The following is a 14684-nucleotide window of genomic DNA, read 5'->3' on the forward strand; positions in this document are numbered from 1 at the left end:
GACGGGACCGAGCACGCGGAACAGGCGGCGGACCGACCGCGGACCAGCCAGCCCGCGGACCTGCCGGGGAACCGACAGGCAGACACCGCCGCGCGCCGGTCGGGGCCGCCCCGCTCCCGTCACCGGAACACGTCGTCCGGCGGGACAGGCGAGGGCGCCGCGGTCGCGTCCGTGACGGGGGCGGCGCCGCCGGCGAACAGGGCCAGGGCGTCCCCGGACTGCACACGCCCCGGATGCGGGTCACCCGCGGAGCGCCGCGTCAGTTCGGCGACGGGCAACTCCCGGTCGCCGGCGAGGAGTACGGCGTTGCCGAAGCGTTTCCCGCGGAGCACCGAGGGGTCGGCGGTGAGGGCCGCACAGGCGAACACCTCGCGCACGGTGGCGACTTGGGAACGCAGGTGCTCCAGCGGGCGGCGCTTCCGTCCGGGCGCCGGGCCGCCGTCGCCGCCTCCCGGCCCGTCCGCGATGTTCGCGGCGTACAGCCCGCCGCCACTCAGCACGCGCCGCACCTCGTACAGGAACTCGGTGCTCGTGAGATGCGCGGGCGTGCGTGCGCCGGCGAAGACGTCGGCGATGACGAGGTCGGCCCAGTGCTCGGGGAATCTGCCCAGCGCCTCGCGGGCGTCCCCGCCGCGTATGCGTATGCGCCACCCGCGCTCCAGGGGCAGCGCGGTGCGAATCCAGTCGACCAGCGCCGTGTCGCTCTCGACGACCTGCTGCGTGGACCGGGGCCGGGTGGCCGCGACGTAGCGGGCGAGGGTGAGGGCGCCGCCTCCCAGGTGGAGGACCTGCATCGGACGCCCGGGAGGTGCGGCGAGGTCGATGACGTGACCCAGGCGGCGCTGGTACTCGAAATCGAGGTGTGCGGGGTCGTCCAGGTCTACGTAGGACTGCGGTGCGCCCTCGATCAACAGCGACCAGCCGTGCGCGCGTTCGGGGTCCGGAACGAGTTCCGCGGTGCCGCCGCCGACCCGCGCGGTCTGTGTCTCGCGCGCCCGGCGGCCTCTGCCACGCCCGCCGCCGGCACCCGCGCCGCTTCCGGCGCTGCCGCCGCCTCGTCCGCGGTCGCTCTTCGCGCCGCCGCTCCGTCGCTGTCCGCCCTTGCCCACACGTCCAGTATCGCCGGATCGTCACCGCAGCTCAGCGGGGACCGTGCCTCACTGCTCGCAGCGGTCGACGGCCTCGATGGTGCGGGCGGCCTCTCCCAGCGCCGCCCGCAGCAGCGACGCGTCGGTGGCCACTCCGAACGCCCACTCAGGGGGCACCAGCCAGCCCGTTCCGGCGAGTTGCGGTTCGTGCGCGACCGTTCGCGGCCGCCCGGGGGTCTGGGTGCAGGAGCTGCCCGGCAGATCCCAGCAGGCGGCGGTGCCCGGCGGCACGAGGAACCCGACGGTGGCCCCCTCCCCGTCGCACAGCAGAACCGGGCCGAGACCGTCCCGCAGCCGCAGGATGTCCACGGCCTCCAGGCCCTGACGGGCGGGGACTGTCACCAGGTCGCAGGGCACACCGCAGGAAACGGTGCCGGCTCCCGGGCCGGTGTCCATAGGGACCCCTCCTCCGAGCTCCTCCGCAATGGTCATGCAGAGTTCAACGCCCGCGGCCGTCAACGGCTACGGCAGACCGTGCCACAAAGGATGGCACTTCATGGCAGATGATGGGTGAGATATCCGTTTTGTAGCGGAACCCTGTGTGCCGACGCTGTCACAGCCGGTACCTTCCGGCCATGGCGTCGTCCTCTTCCGCGTCGCAGGGTCCGCACCGCGCGCCCAACACCGCCTTCCGGCAGTTGCGCGGCACACTGTCGCCTGCCGAGTTCGCGGCTGCCGTACGACGGGCCGCGCGCGAGATCGGTGAGCACGTCGCCTGCGACGCCCGCTACATCGGACGAGTGGAGGCCGGCGAGATCCGATGCCCCAACTATGCCTACGAGCGGGTCTTCCTGCACATGTTCCCGGGCCGCTCGCTCACCGACATGGGCTTCTCCGCCCGCGAGGCCGTACGGGGCCGCGCCGCCCGGGCCCCCCAACAGGCTTACGGAGGTGACAAATCGCCGCCGTACCTGACGTCGCGTCACACGGAATCCCGTACGCTCATCGGTCATCACAGCAGCCCCAGAGAGCTCAGCAATCACATAAACCCCAATGACCTCATCAATCCCAGCAGTAACGGTCAGGCGGGTGACGATTCCGACGCCTGGACCGCACCGGGCCTCAACTCCCTGACCTGCACGATCTGTTCAGACTGTTCCGAGATCCACGAGGAGAGCGACGTGCTACGTCGCGCGTTCATGATCGGCGGCCCGGCAGCCGCCCTGACCGCCATGCCGCCGCTGGGCGCCGTGGCCACGGCAGCGGAGGGCCGCGCCCAGTCCGCACACGCCCACCGGCGCATCGGCGAGACCGAGGCGGAAGCGCTGGAACAAGCGGTACGGCGCATCCGGCTGCTGGACGACCGGCACGGCGCCGACGCCCTCTACCAGCGAGCCGGCGACTCTCTGCGCAGCGCGTACGAACTCCTCGACTCGGGCACCCCCAGCCGCCAGTCCGTCACCGACCGCCTGCACAACGGTGCGGGTGAACTCGCCATCTCCGTGGGCTGGCTCGCCCACGACTCCGAGCGCTTCGGCGACGCCCGTTCGCACTACGCCGAGGCGCTCGCCACGGCCCGGGTCGCCGGCGACCCGGCGCTGGAGGCCCACGCCTTCTGCAACACCGCCTTCCTCGCCCGCGACTCCGACCGCCCGCGTGAAGCCGTACGGGCGGCACAGGCGGGGCAGCAGGCGGCCAAACACCTCGGATCCGCACGGCTGTTGTCACTGCTCAGCCTGCGCGAGGCGGGCGGCTGGGCCGGACTCGGCGACCGGACCGCCTGTCAGGAGGCGCTGGCCAGGGCGCACGCCCTCTTCGATCGCGGCCCTTCCGACCCCGACCCGGCGTGGATGAGCTTCTTCGGCGAGGCCGAACTGGCGGGCCTGGAGGCGCAGTGCTGGTCGGCGCTGCACGACTGGGAGCGCGCCGCCGCGCACGCCGGACGCGCAGTGGCGCTCCAGGACCCGCACTTCATGCGCAACAGGGCCCTCTTCACCGCCGAACTGGCGAGCGACCTGGCCGCGTTGAGGCGTCCCGACGAGGCAGCGGAGGCCGGCGGGAAGGCGCTCGCCCTGCTCGGCGACGTTCAGTCCTCACGCATCCGCGGGATGCTCGGCACAGCCGCCCGGAGGCTGCGCCCGTACGCGGGGAACAGCGCCGTCGACGCGTTCCTGGCACAGCAGAGCCGGTCGGTGCCCCGGCCCCGTACGGCATGACAGCAACGTGCCGACATGGCAGGGCTGTCAGTCACTGTCAGGCCCGCACTCGCATGTCAGGTGGGGGCGCCCCGTCCGGCATCGCATGGCGGGAGCGGCTGGCAGGGCCTGGCGAGCTCTGACAGCAGCAGCGGGCGCGGAGGGCCCGCACGCGTGCTCCACATGACGCGTGCCCCACATGACACGTGCTTCACATGACACGTGCTTCACATGACACGCGTATTCCGCAACACGGGCCGGCCGAACCTCAGTCCAGATGCCCGGTGTCGTTCCAGCGGCTGACGGCCGGCTTCCCGTACGCCCAGCCGAGCACCGACAAGGAAGCCGGGGAAAGGGAGAGACACGCACCGAAAGGCACCTCCTGCCCCAGCCAGCGCGCCCCCAGAACACGCAGGATGTGGCCGTGCCCGAAGACCAGCACGTCGCGGTCGGCCGACCGTGCCCACTCCACGACCCCGTCGGCGCGTGCGGCCACCTCGCGCATCGTCTCGCCGCCGGCGGCGCCGTCACGCCAGACGTACCAGTCGCTGCCCGTCTCCTCGCGGATCTGCTCCGTCGTGAGGCCTTCGTACGCGCCGTAGTCCCACTCCCGCAGGGCGTCCCACTCGGTGGCACGCTCGCCGAAGCCCGCGATGTCGCACGTCTCGCGGGCGCGGGAGAGCGGGCTGGTGCGCACCTCGGCGCCGGAAAGCCCGTTCCACGGCTCGCTGCCGAGCCGTTCGCCCAGGAGCCGGGCGTCGCGGCGGCCCGAATCGAGCAGCGGGACGTCGGTGCGGCTGGTGTGCCGTCCGGTCGTGGACCACTCGGTCCGGCCGTGCCGTACGAGCAGGATGCGCGCTGCCATGAAAACCTCTTCCGCCTTCGGAGGGGCAGACCATGACCGCGTGCGCGCACGGCGGCAACCGTCCGGCAGCTGTCTGTCTGCTGCCACCTGCCACCTGCCACCTGCCACCTGCCCGCACTCGGCCATCTCCGCCGTTCCCGCCCCATGTTCGCCCGTAAGGTCGCCGCAGGAGGTGACAGGCGCGCGGGCACCGGTGCGGCGCTTGTCGGTCGCGGATGCCACACTTCGGCGGGTAATGCAGTCTTCCGCGAGGCCACGCCGATGACCCACCCAGACGGCAGCGCCGGCGCGCTGCGACGGCGGCTCGCCGAGCTGCGCGGCGGCCCCGACGTCCCGCCACGGCCGCTGGACGCCCGCGCCCTGGCCGCCCTCGCCGCGAATCCCGGCTGCCGGCGGCGCGCCCTGCTGGACGGTGCGGGCGTCGACAAGGCCGCCGTGGCCCGCACGTTGGGGGCGCCCGCGCCCTTCGGCCAGTCCCAGTTCGCCTTCGCCCGCGGCAATTCCTTCGAGGCGAAGGTGAAGTCGGACGGCGGCGCCGAGCTGATCCGGCTGCTGTGCGCCAGTACCGGTGAGACGCCGCCCGAGCCGGGCACGGTCGCCCTCCCGGACCTGTCCGCGGACGGCCCGGCGGGCCGTACCGCCCGTACCCGCCTGGCACTTGAGCGGCCGCGGGCCGAGGAGACCGGCGGGCCGGCCGACGCCGTGGAAGGCGGGTGGGCCCTGCTCTTCCATCCGATGCTGGCGCTGGAGGTCGCCGGTTCGACCGCCTACCTGGAGCCGGACGCGATCGCCGTCCACCCGGACGGCGGCCGCACCGTGGTCGAGATCAAGTCGTTCCCGATCCTGGACGGTTCGGCGGACGCGGCGAAGGTCGGAGCCGCTGCCCGCCAGGCCGCGGTATACGCCCTCGCCCTCGATGAGCCCGGCGTGGCGGGGTCGGTGCGCGAGAACGCCCTGCTGGTGTGCCCGAAGGACTTCTCCAACCTCCCCACGGCGCACGGCGTCGACATCCGCAAGCAGGTCGCCACCACGCGGCGCCAACTCACCCGTCTCACAAGGCTCGAGGAGATCGCCGCGGCTCTTCCCGCGGACACGGTCTTCGACCCTTCCCGGCCCGCGCCCGAGCTGACCGCCGCCGTCGAGTCGGTCCCCGCGGCCTACGCTCCCGAATGTCTCTCCATGTGCGAGCTGGCCTTCCACTGCCGCGACCGCGCGCGGGCAGCCGGCGCTGTGGAGTCGCTGGGCCGGTCGGTGCGGGGTGAGCTGGGCGGCTTCACGACGATCGACTCGGTACTGGCGGCGGCCGGCGAACTGCCGTCCGGGGGCCCGGGGGCCGAGTCCTGCGGAGGCGGGAGAGCCGAGTTGCGCGGCGCGGAGTCCCGAGGCGGCGCGGAGTCCCGAGGCGGCGCGGGGACCCGAGCCGGCGCGGGGTCCCTGAGCGGTCCCGGCTCCGGGGCGGCCGGCGGTCCGGGAGCGGAAGAGCCCGCGGCGGCGGCGCTGCGCCGGGCGGCGAGGCTGCGCGCCGAGGCGCTGGGAGGCGCACCGTGCTGACAGCCGCATCCGCCCCCGTCACCGGGCGGCCCGACTGCGGGGAGTCACCGTGTCGTTGATGTCGGCGCTCGCCCGCATGGAGGCCGCAGCTGCCGGACGGGCACAGCCCCGTGCGACCGTGCGCCACCGGCATCTGGCTGAACAGCCCCTGGTCTTCGTCCCGTTGACCACTGCGGGCGAGGCCGGGGCGCCGCTCGGGGCCATGGTCGGCACCGACCGTGAGGCCCCCGAACTGCTGGTCGTGCCGCAGCCCCGGGACCGGGATCTGCGCTTCGCCTTCCTGGCAGGTCTCGCCGCCGTCGTGCTGCCGCATCTGGAGGCGGCGCAGGACGACATCGAGTGGGAGGAGCGCAAGGAGACCGACCCGGAGACCGGCAAGAAGGTGCCGGTCCAGGTCGAACTGTGCGCGGACGCACCGCAGTTGATCGTCCCGAACGGCCCCGGCGCCGACTTCGTACGGCTGCTCGGCCGCTCCATGCGCTTCCGGCGCACCGCCGAAGAGGACCCGGAAGCAGGGCAGGGGCACCCGGGCCTCCAGCCGGTGTCCCGGCGCGAAGGGCCCCCTCAGCCCCGGAAGCAGGCCCGGGAGCCGGAAACGGAACAGGAACAGGAACGGGAGAAGACCCGGGAGCAGGCTGAGGCCCGGGACCAAGCCGAAGCTCCGGGCCGGGACCGCGCCCCGCTCCAGGACGGGGCCCCGCTCCAGGACGGGGCCCCGGTCCAGGAGGGGGCCCAACCCCGGGACGAGGCCCGGTACTTCGTGCCCCCGCGCGTGCCGCTGCTCGGCCGCTGGCTGACCCTGTACGGCGAACGCGCCCGCGTGCCCGGCTCCTCGCTGCTGCTGTCCATGACCGAGCTGCTGGCGCGGCACTGGGCCACCGGCCAGAGCGCACTGGAGGACCAGCACCTGGGTGCGCTGCTTGCGTGGATCGACCCGCCGGACGGTCTGAGCGGCGGCGAAGCGGCACTCCGCGCCGAGGTGCAGCGGGACGCGTCGGGCCAGTTGCTGTGCCCACCCGCCGGGCCGGCCACCGATCCCGCCTTCGACAACAGACTTCTGTCGCCCGCGATCGACCGCTTCGACGCGGGCGTCCCCGGTGCCGAGGACGAGGTACGCGAGCTGATCGCCTCCCAGCTGCGCCCCGCCTGGGAAGCCGTGTGGCGCGGCATCGATCTGCTGCGGTCGCTCCCGGAGGGCGAGCACGTGCCGGAGCGCTTCAAGCGCGACCGCTGGTCCTACACCGCGCACCGCGACCGCGTGCGCGGCGGGGAACCGCCGCAGCCGCGGCGCGACGACGCCGTGACCGCCGCCGCCAAGCTCGCACAGCGCGAACGCGAACAGGCCCGGCTGGAGGCGCAGGAGGCTCTCGACGACCCTCTCGTCATGGCCGAACGGCGGTTCGCGGGCGAGGCGTTCGCGGGCGAGGTCGTCGCGGTGGAGATGGCGTACTCGGAGGGCAAGCGGGCCATGCCCCGTCCCCTTGTCACGCTGCGCACGCTTGACCGTCCGCATCTGGGCGAGGGCGTCAAGGCGCACCGTGTGATGGACGAAGGCGCCCGGCAGAGCGCCGAGTTCGTACGTCATGACGAGCACGAGCCGGGCCTGGTGACGCTGCGGCTGACCGGAGGGATGGGACGTGGCAAGGAACCCGCTCCCGGCACCGTGCCGGAGAGGGGCGAGCGGCTGTGCTGGACGCTCTTCGAGCACGCGCCGCGCGGCGGCCCGGACCTGCCGGAGGCGGAGGAGACACCGTGGACGCACGGCGGGCCGCCCGCCGAGGCCGTCTCGGCGGGGCCTGCGGGCGGCACCGCATCGGCAGCACCAGCAGGCGGGTCCGTCCCGCAGCCGCGGCGGTCCGGCCCCGCCCCCGAACCCGACCCCGTCACCAGTGAGGACCTGCTTTGACCGCGCCGCCTCGGCCGCACGGCCTCACCACGGACATGACGCCTTCCGGTGAGAGGCCGCCCGGCGACGCCGCGTCCCTCGCCACCGCGGCGATCCTCCACGACACCCTGCACGGCTCCCACCGCGGCGTCGTCGTGGACTCTCCTCCCGGCGCGGGCAAGTCGACGCTCGTCGTCCGTGCCGCGCGCGAACTCGCCGCGGCAGGGCGGCCGTTGATCGTGATCGCACAGACCAACGCCCAGGTCGACGACCTCACCGGCCGGCTGGCCGCCGCCGACCCGGAACTCCCCCTGGGACGGCTGCACAGCAGCGATGCCCGCCCGTACGATCCCGCGCTGGACGAGCATCCGAACCTCGTCACCTCCGCGAAGATCGGCGATCTCTCCTCGCTGCCCGTCGTCCTGTCGACCGCCGCCAAGTGGGCCTGGGTGAAGCGGGGCGAGGGCCAAGAGCCATGGGCCCACGCGATCGTGGACGAGGCGTACCAGATGCGCTCCGACGCGCTGCTGGCCGTGGCCGGGCTCTTCGAGAGGGCACTCTTCGTCGGCGATCCGGGGCAGCTCGACCCGTTCAGCCAGGTCGGCGCCGAGCAGTGGGCGGGCCTCACCCACGACCCGTCGGCCAGCGCCGTGACCACTCTGCTGTCCCACAATCCGGAGCTGCCGCAGCACCGTCTGCCCGTCTCGTGGCGGCTGCCCGCCTCGGCGGCGCCGCTGGTCTCGGGCGCCTTCTACCCGTACACGCCCTTCCGCAGCGGCAGCGGTCCCGGGGACAGGCGCCTGGTCTTCGAGGCCCCTCCCGGCGACTGCGCGGCGGACAGGGTGATCGACGAGGCGGCCGGGTCCGGCTGGGGTCTGCTGGAGCTGCCCGCGCGGATGACGCCGCGGACGGACCCGGAGGCGGTGGCCGCCGTCGCCCACGTCGTCGGCCGCCTGCTCGCACGCGGCGGCAGCACCTGCGACGAACGCTCGTCCGGGCCGGTCCCGCTCAGCGCCGGCCGCATCGCCGTCGGCACGGCGCACCGCGACCAGGCCGCGGCTGTGCGTTCCGCGCTGGCCGGGCTCGCGCTCTCCGCGGACCTGCACGTCGAAGACGTCACCGTCGACACGGCGAACCGGCTTCAAGGCCGGGAGTTCGACGTGACGGTGGTGCTCCATCCCCTCTCGGGCCGCCCCGACGCGACGGCCTTCCATCTGGAGACGGGGCGGCTGTGCGTGCTGACCTCGCGGCACCGGCACGCGTGCGTCGTCGTCTGCCGTGCGGGCGTCCCGGAACTGCTCGACGACCATCCCGGCACGGAGCCCGTCCAGCTCGGGGTGTCGGTGAAGTTTCCAGACGGCTGGGAGGCCAACCACGCCGTGCTCGCCCACCTGTCGGCGCACACGGTGCCCTGGCGTGAGTGAGCCCGTGACGCGCCGCGCGTGCGCCCGAGCCCGTGCGGCGACGGCATGCTCCAGAGCCGTGCGGCCGCCGACCTGCACAGCGAGCGGCCGAAGCGGGACAATGGCCGAGGCCACGACACATGGAGGTAGGCACATGCCCGAGCCGCATTCGGCTCCGGACCCGCGCGGCGGCGCTCCGCGCTTCCGCCGGCCCGCGCCCCTGCTCTTCGAGCCCTCGGACAACAAGGAGGACTCCGAGCAGTTCTTCGACCTGGACACGATCACGGACCCCCGTGAGCTGCTGGAGCGGTCGACCGAGCTGGCACTGGCCTTCCGTGCCGCGGCCGACCGCGCCGTGGAGTTCCAGGCGATGGCGGCGGCGCAGCTCGCCGACCCCAAGCGCTTCGACCGCCTCTCCGACGCCGCCGTCGCGGAACGCGGCGAGTGGTCGGAGGACTACGCGCGGAAGATGATCGAGTTCGGCCGGGAGCTCCTGGAGGACCGCGGGCCGCAGTAGTACGCGGCCCCTGCGCGGCGGATTTCCCGGCGCCCGCGCGACCGCGTGAGGACGGCCTGAAATCTGCTTGCATCCCAATGGCTGCGACTGCGCCAAGTCATCGGGCATATGCAGCGCGTGCACGATACGCCCCTCCACCCCCGCTTGTCCGGTTTTCTGTCCGAAGTGCACAACGGAACCCCGTGTCCGGTACATCTGTTCTTCATGAATGACTGGCCGCGGGGAACCACCAAGACCCCGCACCCCCACCCCGTCGGCATCCCCGACATCTTCGAGCTCGCTTCGCAGGCGGCACCGCACCGCACGACCTGCGCCGCCACGCCGGGCGCCTCCTGCGTCACGGCGGCCGGTGCCGACTGGCTCGCCTCCGCCTGCACGCTCCCCGCCAGCGTCCACGCGCTGTGGCGGCACCGTCCCGGCTCCCCCAGCGTCCTCCCGTGCGGCACGGCCTTCGACGTCGTGAGCGCGGCACCGCTGACCGGTCGGCTGATCCTGGAGCGCCTGTGGTCCAGCGGCCCCGGGAGCGGACCCGTGGCCGTCCACCGTGGCCGCGTTCTCCTCTTCGCCGCTCCGGGCACGGCTCAGCGGCTGCCGGCTCTGCTCAGCTGGGGAGAGTGGAAGGCGTGCCACCGGCCGGCTGATGGGGTGCCTGCGGAAACGTTCCCTTCGCTGCTCTGCCTCGGCCCCGGCGACTCCGTGACCGTCCCCGCCCTGCACTGCGAACACCGGCTCGGACGGCACGGGGAAAACACATCCCCGGATGTTCTGGCTCGGAAGTCCGGCTCGTCCCGCTGGCTGGTGGCGCCGGACGTCCGACGCCCCTGGCTGCCCGGCCCGGAAGTCCTGCTGCGCGCCTGCGTCCGGCCCCGCCGCGACCGCACCGGCGCGCGTCCCCAGACCTCAGTACGTGCAGGTCGGGGGCCCGGGAGTGCCGAACAACCGATTTCCGGAACAGCGGACCGTGATGCTAAGGTCTACGACGTCACCAGGCGCCGCTAGCTCAGTTGGTTAGAGCAGCTGACTCTTAATCAGCGGGTCCGGGGTTCGAGTCCCTGGCGGCGCACGACTGCGAGGGCGAGCTGTGTCCGCGGAAAGCGCGAACCGGGTCGCCCTCGTTGTTTTGCTCGGCTCCGCCTCGCGAGGCGGGGGCTCCGCCACCCGCACCCCTCGAGGTTCACGGGTGATCGAGGGCTCCGTCAGGCGCACCGACAGCAAGGGCCTCTCACGCCGAGAGGGAAGACCTTCGGCGCGACGCGGGCCCCCAGGCGGCCGGCGCCCTCGTTGCTCTGCCCGGCTCCGCCTCGCGAGGCGGGGGCTCCGCCACCCGCACCCCTCGAGGTTCACGGGTGATCGCGGGCTCCGTCAGGCGCACCGACAGCAAGGGCCCCCACACCGAGAGGGAAGACCCTCGGCGCGACGCGGGCCCCCAGGCGGGCCGCCGCGCCCGCCGGGCGCTTCCCACCTTGAGAGCCCGCCGGGGCCCCTCCCCCGCCACGTCCCCGCTACGCGACGTCCTTGCGCGTCACCTTCACCCGCCAGCCGCCGTCCGCCGTCCGTCCGGTGACCTCCACGCGCACCCCGCCGCCGTGGTCGGTCTTGTAGCCCTCGCCCTCGCCCAGCGGGGCGTCCGCGAGAGACGGATAGACCGAGCCGTCGGAGCAGCCATGGGTGCCCGGGTGCCCGTCCACGACCTTCACCGGTCCGTAGGTCGACGCGCGGTCGCTGCGCACCCAGTACAGCAGCACGCCCTCCGCGCACAGCCCCCTGTCGTTGCCCTCGGAGTCGCGGGCCTCTATCGCCAGCGCCTCGTACCGGCCCGTGCGTACGACGGCCAGCCTCCGGTCCCCCCGGCTGCCCAGCGGGTTCGCGCCGAGGGAGCGCAGGGTGTGCGTGGAGGCTCCGGCTGAGGACGGTACGCAGCTGACGTTGCGCCGGGTGAGCCAGCCGAGCTTCCACTTCTCCCAGGCGAAGAGATCCGGTGCGAGCCCGAACTGGCTGCCCATGAGGTCCCAGTCCCCGACGTACGTGTCCCAGTCGGCGAGCCCGGAGGAGGGACGCTGGTAGAGGTCCGGCAGGTCGAAGGCGTGGCCGGTCTCGTGTGCGAGGACGTGCCGGTCCGGCGGGCTCTGCTCGAAGACCGTGACGAGGCGGCGCAGCTCGGTGCCGTCGGCCTCGATGGGGTTGTCGAAGTTCACGACCTTCGTCGCGTCCGAGTCGACGCCCCGCGCGTCCGGGTCGGCCACGAGGTAGACCAGGTCGTACCGGCCGAAGTCGACGCTGGGATCCGCCGCGGCCACGGCGTCCCTCAGGTAGGCGGTGCGCTGCCGCTCGTTCCAGTCGCGCTTTATCCCGTACGAGCTGGAACTGGAGGGCATCCGGATCCAGCGCTTGCCGAATGTGGTGTGGAGCCGGAACTTTCCGTAGGAGGCGCGTCTGTAGAAGTCGGACGTCGCCGGGAAGTGGTCGGCGGCAAGCTCCCGTGGTGTGGTCTGCGGCCGGGAGTCGGGGAACGACAAAAAGATCATGGCGGCGTCTATGCGATGCCGCGGACGCGGATAGGCCGGGTCCCAGCTGTCCACACCCAGGGAGTGGTGGGCATCGGTCCGCGGCAGGGCGCACGGGGCGGCGACGGCGACGGCGCTGATCGGCCCGGCGAAGAGACCCATTCCGATGAAGGCGGTCAGCGCGACGAGGACCGCTGCGGCGCGGCGCCATCCGCGCATCACGGAGGAAGGTCTCCGGAAGCCGTGCCTGGTCGAACGCGCCACGTGTGGACCTCACTGGGACGGGAGCAAGGACCCTTCAACCGTTGCCCGGAATGCCCGTTAAGTCCTGTTCCGTTAGACCATGCGCGTGAGCGGCAATATGGCTACTGTGTGTGATGCGCTGCCTTACGCGGACAACCCCGTTCCCGCACGCCTGCCGGAACGGTCACCCTCGCGTTCACACTTACGTCCCACGCGCACCAACGCCCCTGTGGGACGCCGTGGTTGCTGGCTCCGCTCACGCCCGAACCTCTATGATCGGCACATTTCCAGCGCGGATCGCCACACGGCATCCCGGGCCCGACCGCCCGGCCGGTCCGCACGCGACGAGCCCCCCGGCGGGAGCGATTGGTGAACGGACCCAGCGAAGGACCGGGCAGGAACTCCGGCGAAAGCACCGGGACTTCACCGCAGAAAATCACGCAACGTAGCCGCGCCCGGAGTGGATGGCACGCCAGGGCGGAATGGCGGAGCCGGAAGCGGGAGAGTGACTTCCGGGCCGCGTTCAACGCCGCGCGCCTCGCCATGGCCATCGTCGACCGCGACGGCAGAGTGGTCAGCGCCAACGACGCGCTCGGCACGCTGCTGGGCACCGCGCCCGATTCGCTCGTCTCCACGTCCATCACCGACCTGCCCTCGCTCGGCCTGGACGGGAACGTGGTCCGCGACGGGCTCGGAGTGGCCGCCCTTCCGCACCCCGTCGCTCCCCCCGCCGCCTCCGGCAACGCCGCACCGGCAGCCGGCGCCCCCCGCGAGGCGGCCGGCGTGAACTGCACGCGGCGCCTGAAGAACACGGACGGGCACACCTTCTGGGCGGAGATCTCGCTCCTGCCCACGGCGCACGACGGCGAGACGCTGCTGTCGGTGGCCGACGTGACCGAACAGCGAGAGCTGCGCGACCGGCTCCGCCACCTCCAGATGCACGACCCCGTGACGCGCCTTCCCAACCGCACCCTCTTCTTCGAACGCCTGGCGACGGCGCTGGCCGACACGGCCACCGGCCGCGTGGGCATCTGCTATCTCGACCTCGACGGGTTCAAGGCCGTCAACGACACGATGGGGCACCGGGTCGGCGACGAACTGCTCGACGCGGTGGCCCGGCGGCTCGTCCAGTGCGCCGAGAACGGAGGCCAACGGCACCTCGCGGCACGGCTCGGCGGCGACGAGTTCGCGCTGCTCGTGGACGGCTCGACCGGCACGGAACAGCTCACCGCCCTGGCCGGGGCCACTCTGAAGGCCCTTCAGCAGCCCTTCGACCTCCGCGGGCAGCGCCTCACCGTCTCCGCCAGCATCGGCGTCGTGGAACGCGAGGCCGACGGCACCGACCCGACACAGCTGATGCAGGACGCCGACACGACGCTGTACTGGGCGAAGGCCGACGGAAAGGCGCGCTGGACGCTCTTCGACCCGGAACGCAACGCCCACCGGATGACGCGTCAGGCACTCTCGTCCGCACTGCGCGGCGCCGTCGAGCGAGGCGAGTTCGTACTGGACTACCAGCCGATCGTGGGCCTCGACGACGACCGGCTCGTGGGCGTCGAGGCGCTGGTGCGCTGGCAGCATCCGCAGTTCGGCAAGCTCGGACCGAACCGTTTCATCGGGCTTGCCGAGGAGAACGGCGCGGTCGTACCGCTGGGCCGCTGGGTCCTTGAGGAATCGTGCCGCCAGGCGAGGAAGTGGATGCTCGGCCACCCCGGCCCGCCCGCGTACATCAGCGTGAACGTGGCCGTGCGGCAGGTGTGGGACTCCGACCTCGTCGCGGACGTGCGCCGCGTGCTGGAGGAGACCGGACTGCCATCCGGGCTGCTCCAGCTCGAACTGACGGAGTCCGCGGTGATGGGCTCCGCGGGGCGCCCCTTGCAGGCCCTTCAGGACCTGAGCGAGATGGGCGTCCGCATCGCCATCGACGACTTCGGCACCGGCTACTCGAACCTGGCGTATCTCAGCCGCCTGCCGGTACGGGCGCTGAAGCTCGACGGCAGCTTCGTACGGGGCTTCCGGGCGGCCCGGCACCCCAATCCGGCGGACGAGACCATCGTCACCGCGCTGGTGCAGCTCGCCCATGAGCTCGGCCTGACGGTGACCGCCGAGTGCGTCGAGAACCCGTCGCAGGCGGACCGGCTCCGCCGCATCGGCTGCGACACCGGGCAGGGCTGGCACTACGCCAAGCCCATGCCGGCCCACTGCATCTCGGCGCTGCTGCGCTGAGCGAGGAGCGGGGCCGCGCACGGCGACCGTACTTCTGCCGTCCGTGGTCCTCGCGTCACGTCGCGGCGACGGTGACTCCGAGGCCGATCATCGTGAGCCGCCCGCTCCGCCGGCCGTTGCGAGCCGCCCGGGAGTGCGCGCGACCAGCCCCGGGCGGTGGCGGCCACGAGACCCCGTACGCTGTCGCAGCCCACGGCGACGACGTCG

At 73.0% G+C, this 14684-nt stretch carries 11 protein-coding genes and 1 tRNA gene; 8 read left to right on the forward strand and 4 right to left on the reverse strand.

Annotation, left to right across the window (positions count from 1 at the left end):
* Positions 1-119 precede the first annotated feature (119 nt).
* Positions 120-1109, reverse strand: a complete 990-nt coding sequence (locus EV375_RS09075) for a fused MFS/spermidine synthase (protein WP_130298998.1) — start codon at positions 1107-1109, stop codon at positions 120-122.
* A gap of 48 nt (positions 1110-1157) precedes the next feature.
* Positions 1158-1544, reverse strand: coding sequence for a hypothetical protein (locus tag EV375_RS09080; protein WP_130298999.1), 387 nt, complete (start codon positions 1542-1544; stop codon positions 1158-1160).
* Positions 1545-1723: 179 nt separating this feature from the next.
* Between EV375_RS09080 and EV375_RS09085 the strand changes: the two genes are divergently transcribed.
* Complete coding sequence (locus tag EV375_RS09085) at positions 1724-3304, forward strand: NsdA family TPR-like regulatory protein (protein WP_130299000.1); 1581 nt, start codon at positions 1724-1726, stop codon at positions 3302-3304.
* Positions 3305-3551: 247 nt separating this feature from the next.
* On the opposite strand, the gene EV375_RS09090 is transcribed toward EV375_RS09085, so the two are convergent.
* Entirely contained in the window at positions 3552-4148 is a 597-nt protein-coding gene (locus EV375_RS09090) for a histidine phosphatase family protein (RefSeq protein WP_130299001.1), read from the reverse strand.
* A 261-nt stretch (positions 4149-4409) separates the two neighbouring features.
* Between EV375_RS09090 and EV375_RS09095 the strand changes: the two genes are divergently transcribed.
* The 6 genes from EV375_RS09095 (at position 4410) to EV375_RS09120 (ending at position 10567) form a co-directional block, all read left to right on the forward strand.
* Positions 4410-5699: a hypothetical protein gene (locus EV375_RS09095; protein WP_130299002.1), complete on the forward strand. Its 1290-nt coding sequence runs from the start codon at positions 4410-4412 to the stop codon at positions 5697-5699.
* Positions 5700-5748: 49 nt separating this feature from the next.
* Positions 5749-7605, forward strand: a complete 1857-nt coding sequence (locus tag EV375_RS09100) for a hypothetical protein (protein ID WP_130299003.1) — start codon at positions 5749-5751, stop codon at positions 7603-7605.
* A gap of 35 nt (positions 7606-7640) precedes the next feature.
* Entirely contained in the window at positions 7641-9008 is a 1368-nt protein-coding gene (locus EV375_RS09105) for an AAA family ATPase (protein WP_130301714.1), read from the forward strand.
* Between the two features lie 133 nt (positions 9009-9141).
* Positions 9142-9504: a hypothetical protein gene (locus EV375_RS09110; RefSeq protein ID WP_130299004.1), complete on the forward strand. Its 363-nt coding sequence runs from the start codon at positions 9142-9144 to the stop codon at positions 9502-9504.
* Positions 9505-9708: 204 nt separating this feature from the next.
* A complete protein-coding gene (locus tag EV375_RS09115; protein WP_486588373.1) occupies positions 9709-10503 on the forward strand; it encodes a hypothetical protein in 795 nt (264 codons plus the stop codon).
* Positions 10494-10567, forward strand: a tRNA-Lys gene (locus tag EV375_RS09120). The genes EV375_RS09115 and EV375_RS09120 overlap by 10 nt, the downstream gene beginning before the upstream one ends.
* A 439-nt stretch (positions 10568-11006) precedes the next feature.
* Here the strand turns inward: EV375_RS09120 and EV375_RS09125 are convergent.
* Positions 11007-12227, reverse strand: a complete 1221-nt coding sequence (locus tag EV375_RS09125; protein WP_130299005.1) for a M6 family metalloprotease domain-containing protein — start codon at positions 12225-12227, stop codon at positions 11007-11009.
* A gap of 567 nt (positions 12228-12794) precedes the next feature.
* Here EV375_RS09125 and EV375_RS09130 point away from each other — a divergent pair.
* Positions 12795-14477 carry a putative bifunctional diguanylate cyclase/phosphodiesterase gene (locus tag EV375_RS09130; RefSeq protein WP_486588374.1) on the forward strand — a complete coding sequence of 561 codons (1683 nt, stop codon included), beginning with the start codon at positions 12795-12797 and terminating at the stop codon, positions 14475-14477.
* Positions 14478-14684 lie beyond the last annotated feature (207 nt).

Source organism: Streptomyces sp. CNZ301 (assembly GCF_004217425.1).

What these genes read in the sequence shown, in the direction of transcription:
- EV375_RS09080 (WP_130298999.1), bottom strand. Translation starts at nt 1,544, where the DNA reads ATGGACACCGGCCCGGGAGCCGGCACCGTTTCCTGCGGTGTGCCCTGC.
- EV375_RS09085 (WP_130299000.1), top strand. Translation starts at nt 1,724, where the DNA reads ATGGCGTCGTCCTCTTCCGCGTCGCAGGGTCCGCACCGCGCGCCCAAC.
- EV375_RS09090 (WP_130299001.1), bottom strand. Translation starts at nt 4,148, where the DNA reads ATGGCAGCGCGCATCCTGCTCGTACGGCACGGCCGGACCGAGTGGTCC.
- EV375_RS09095 (WP_130299002.1), top strand. Translation starts at nt 4,410, where the DNA reads ATGACCCACCCAGACGGCAGCGCCGGCGCGCTGCGACGGCGGCTCGCC.
- EV375_RS09105 (WP_130301714.1), top strand. Translation starts at nt 7,641, where the DNA reads ATGACGCCTTCCGGTGAGAGGCCGCCCGGCGACGCCGCGTCCCTCGCC.
- EV375_RS09110 (WP_130299004.1), top strand. Translation starts at nt 9,142, where the DNA reads ATGCCCGAGCCGCATTCGGCTCCGGACCCGCGCGGCGGCGCTCCGCGC.
- EV375_RS09115 (WP_486588373.1), top strand. Translation starts at nt 9,709, where the DNA reads ATGAATGACTGGCCGCGGGGAACCACCAAGACCCCGCACCCCCACCCC.
- EV375_RS09125 (WP_130299005.1), bottom strand. Translation starts at nt 12,227, where the DNA reads ATGCGCGGATGGCGCCGCGCCGCAGCGGTCCTCGTCGCGCTGACCGCC.
- EV375_RS09130 (WP_486588374.1), top strand. Translation starts at nt 12,795, where the DNA reads ATGGCCATCGTCGACCGCGACGGCAGAGTGGTCAGCGCCAACGACGCG.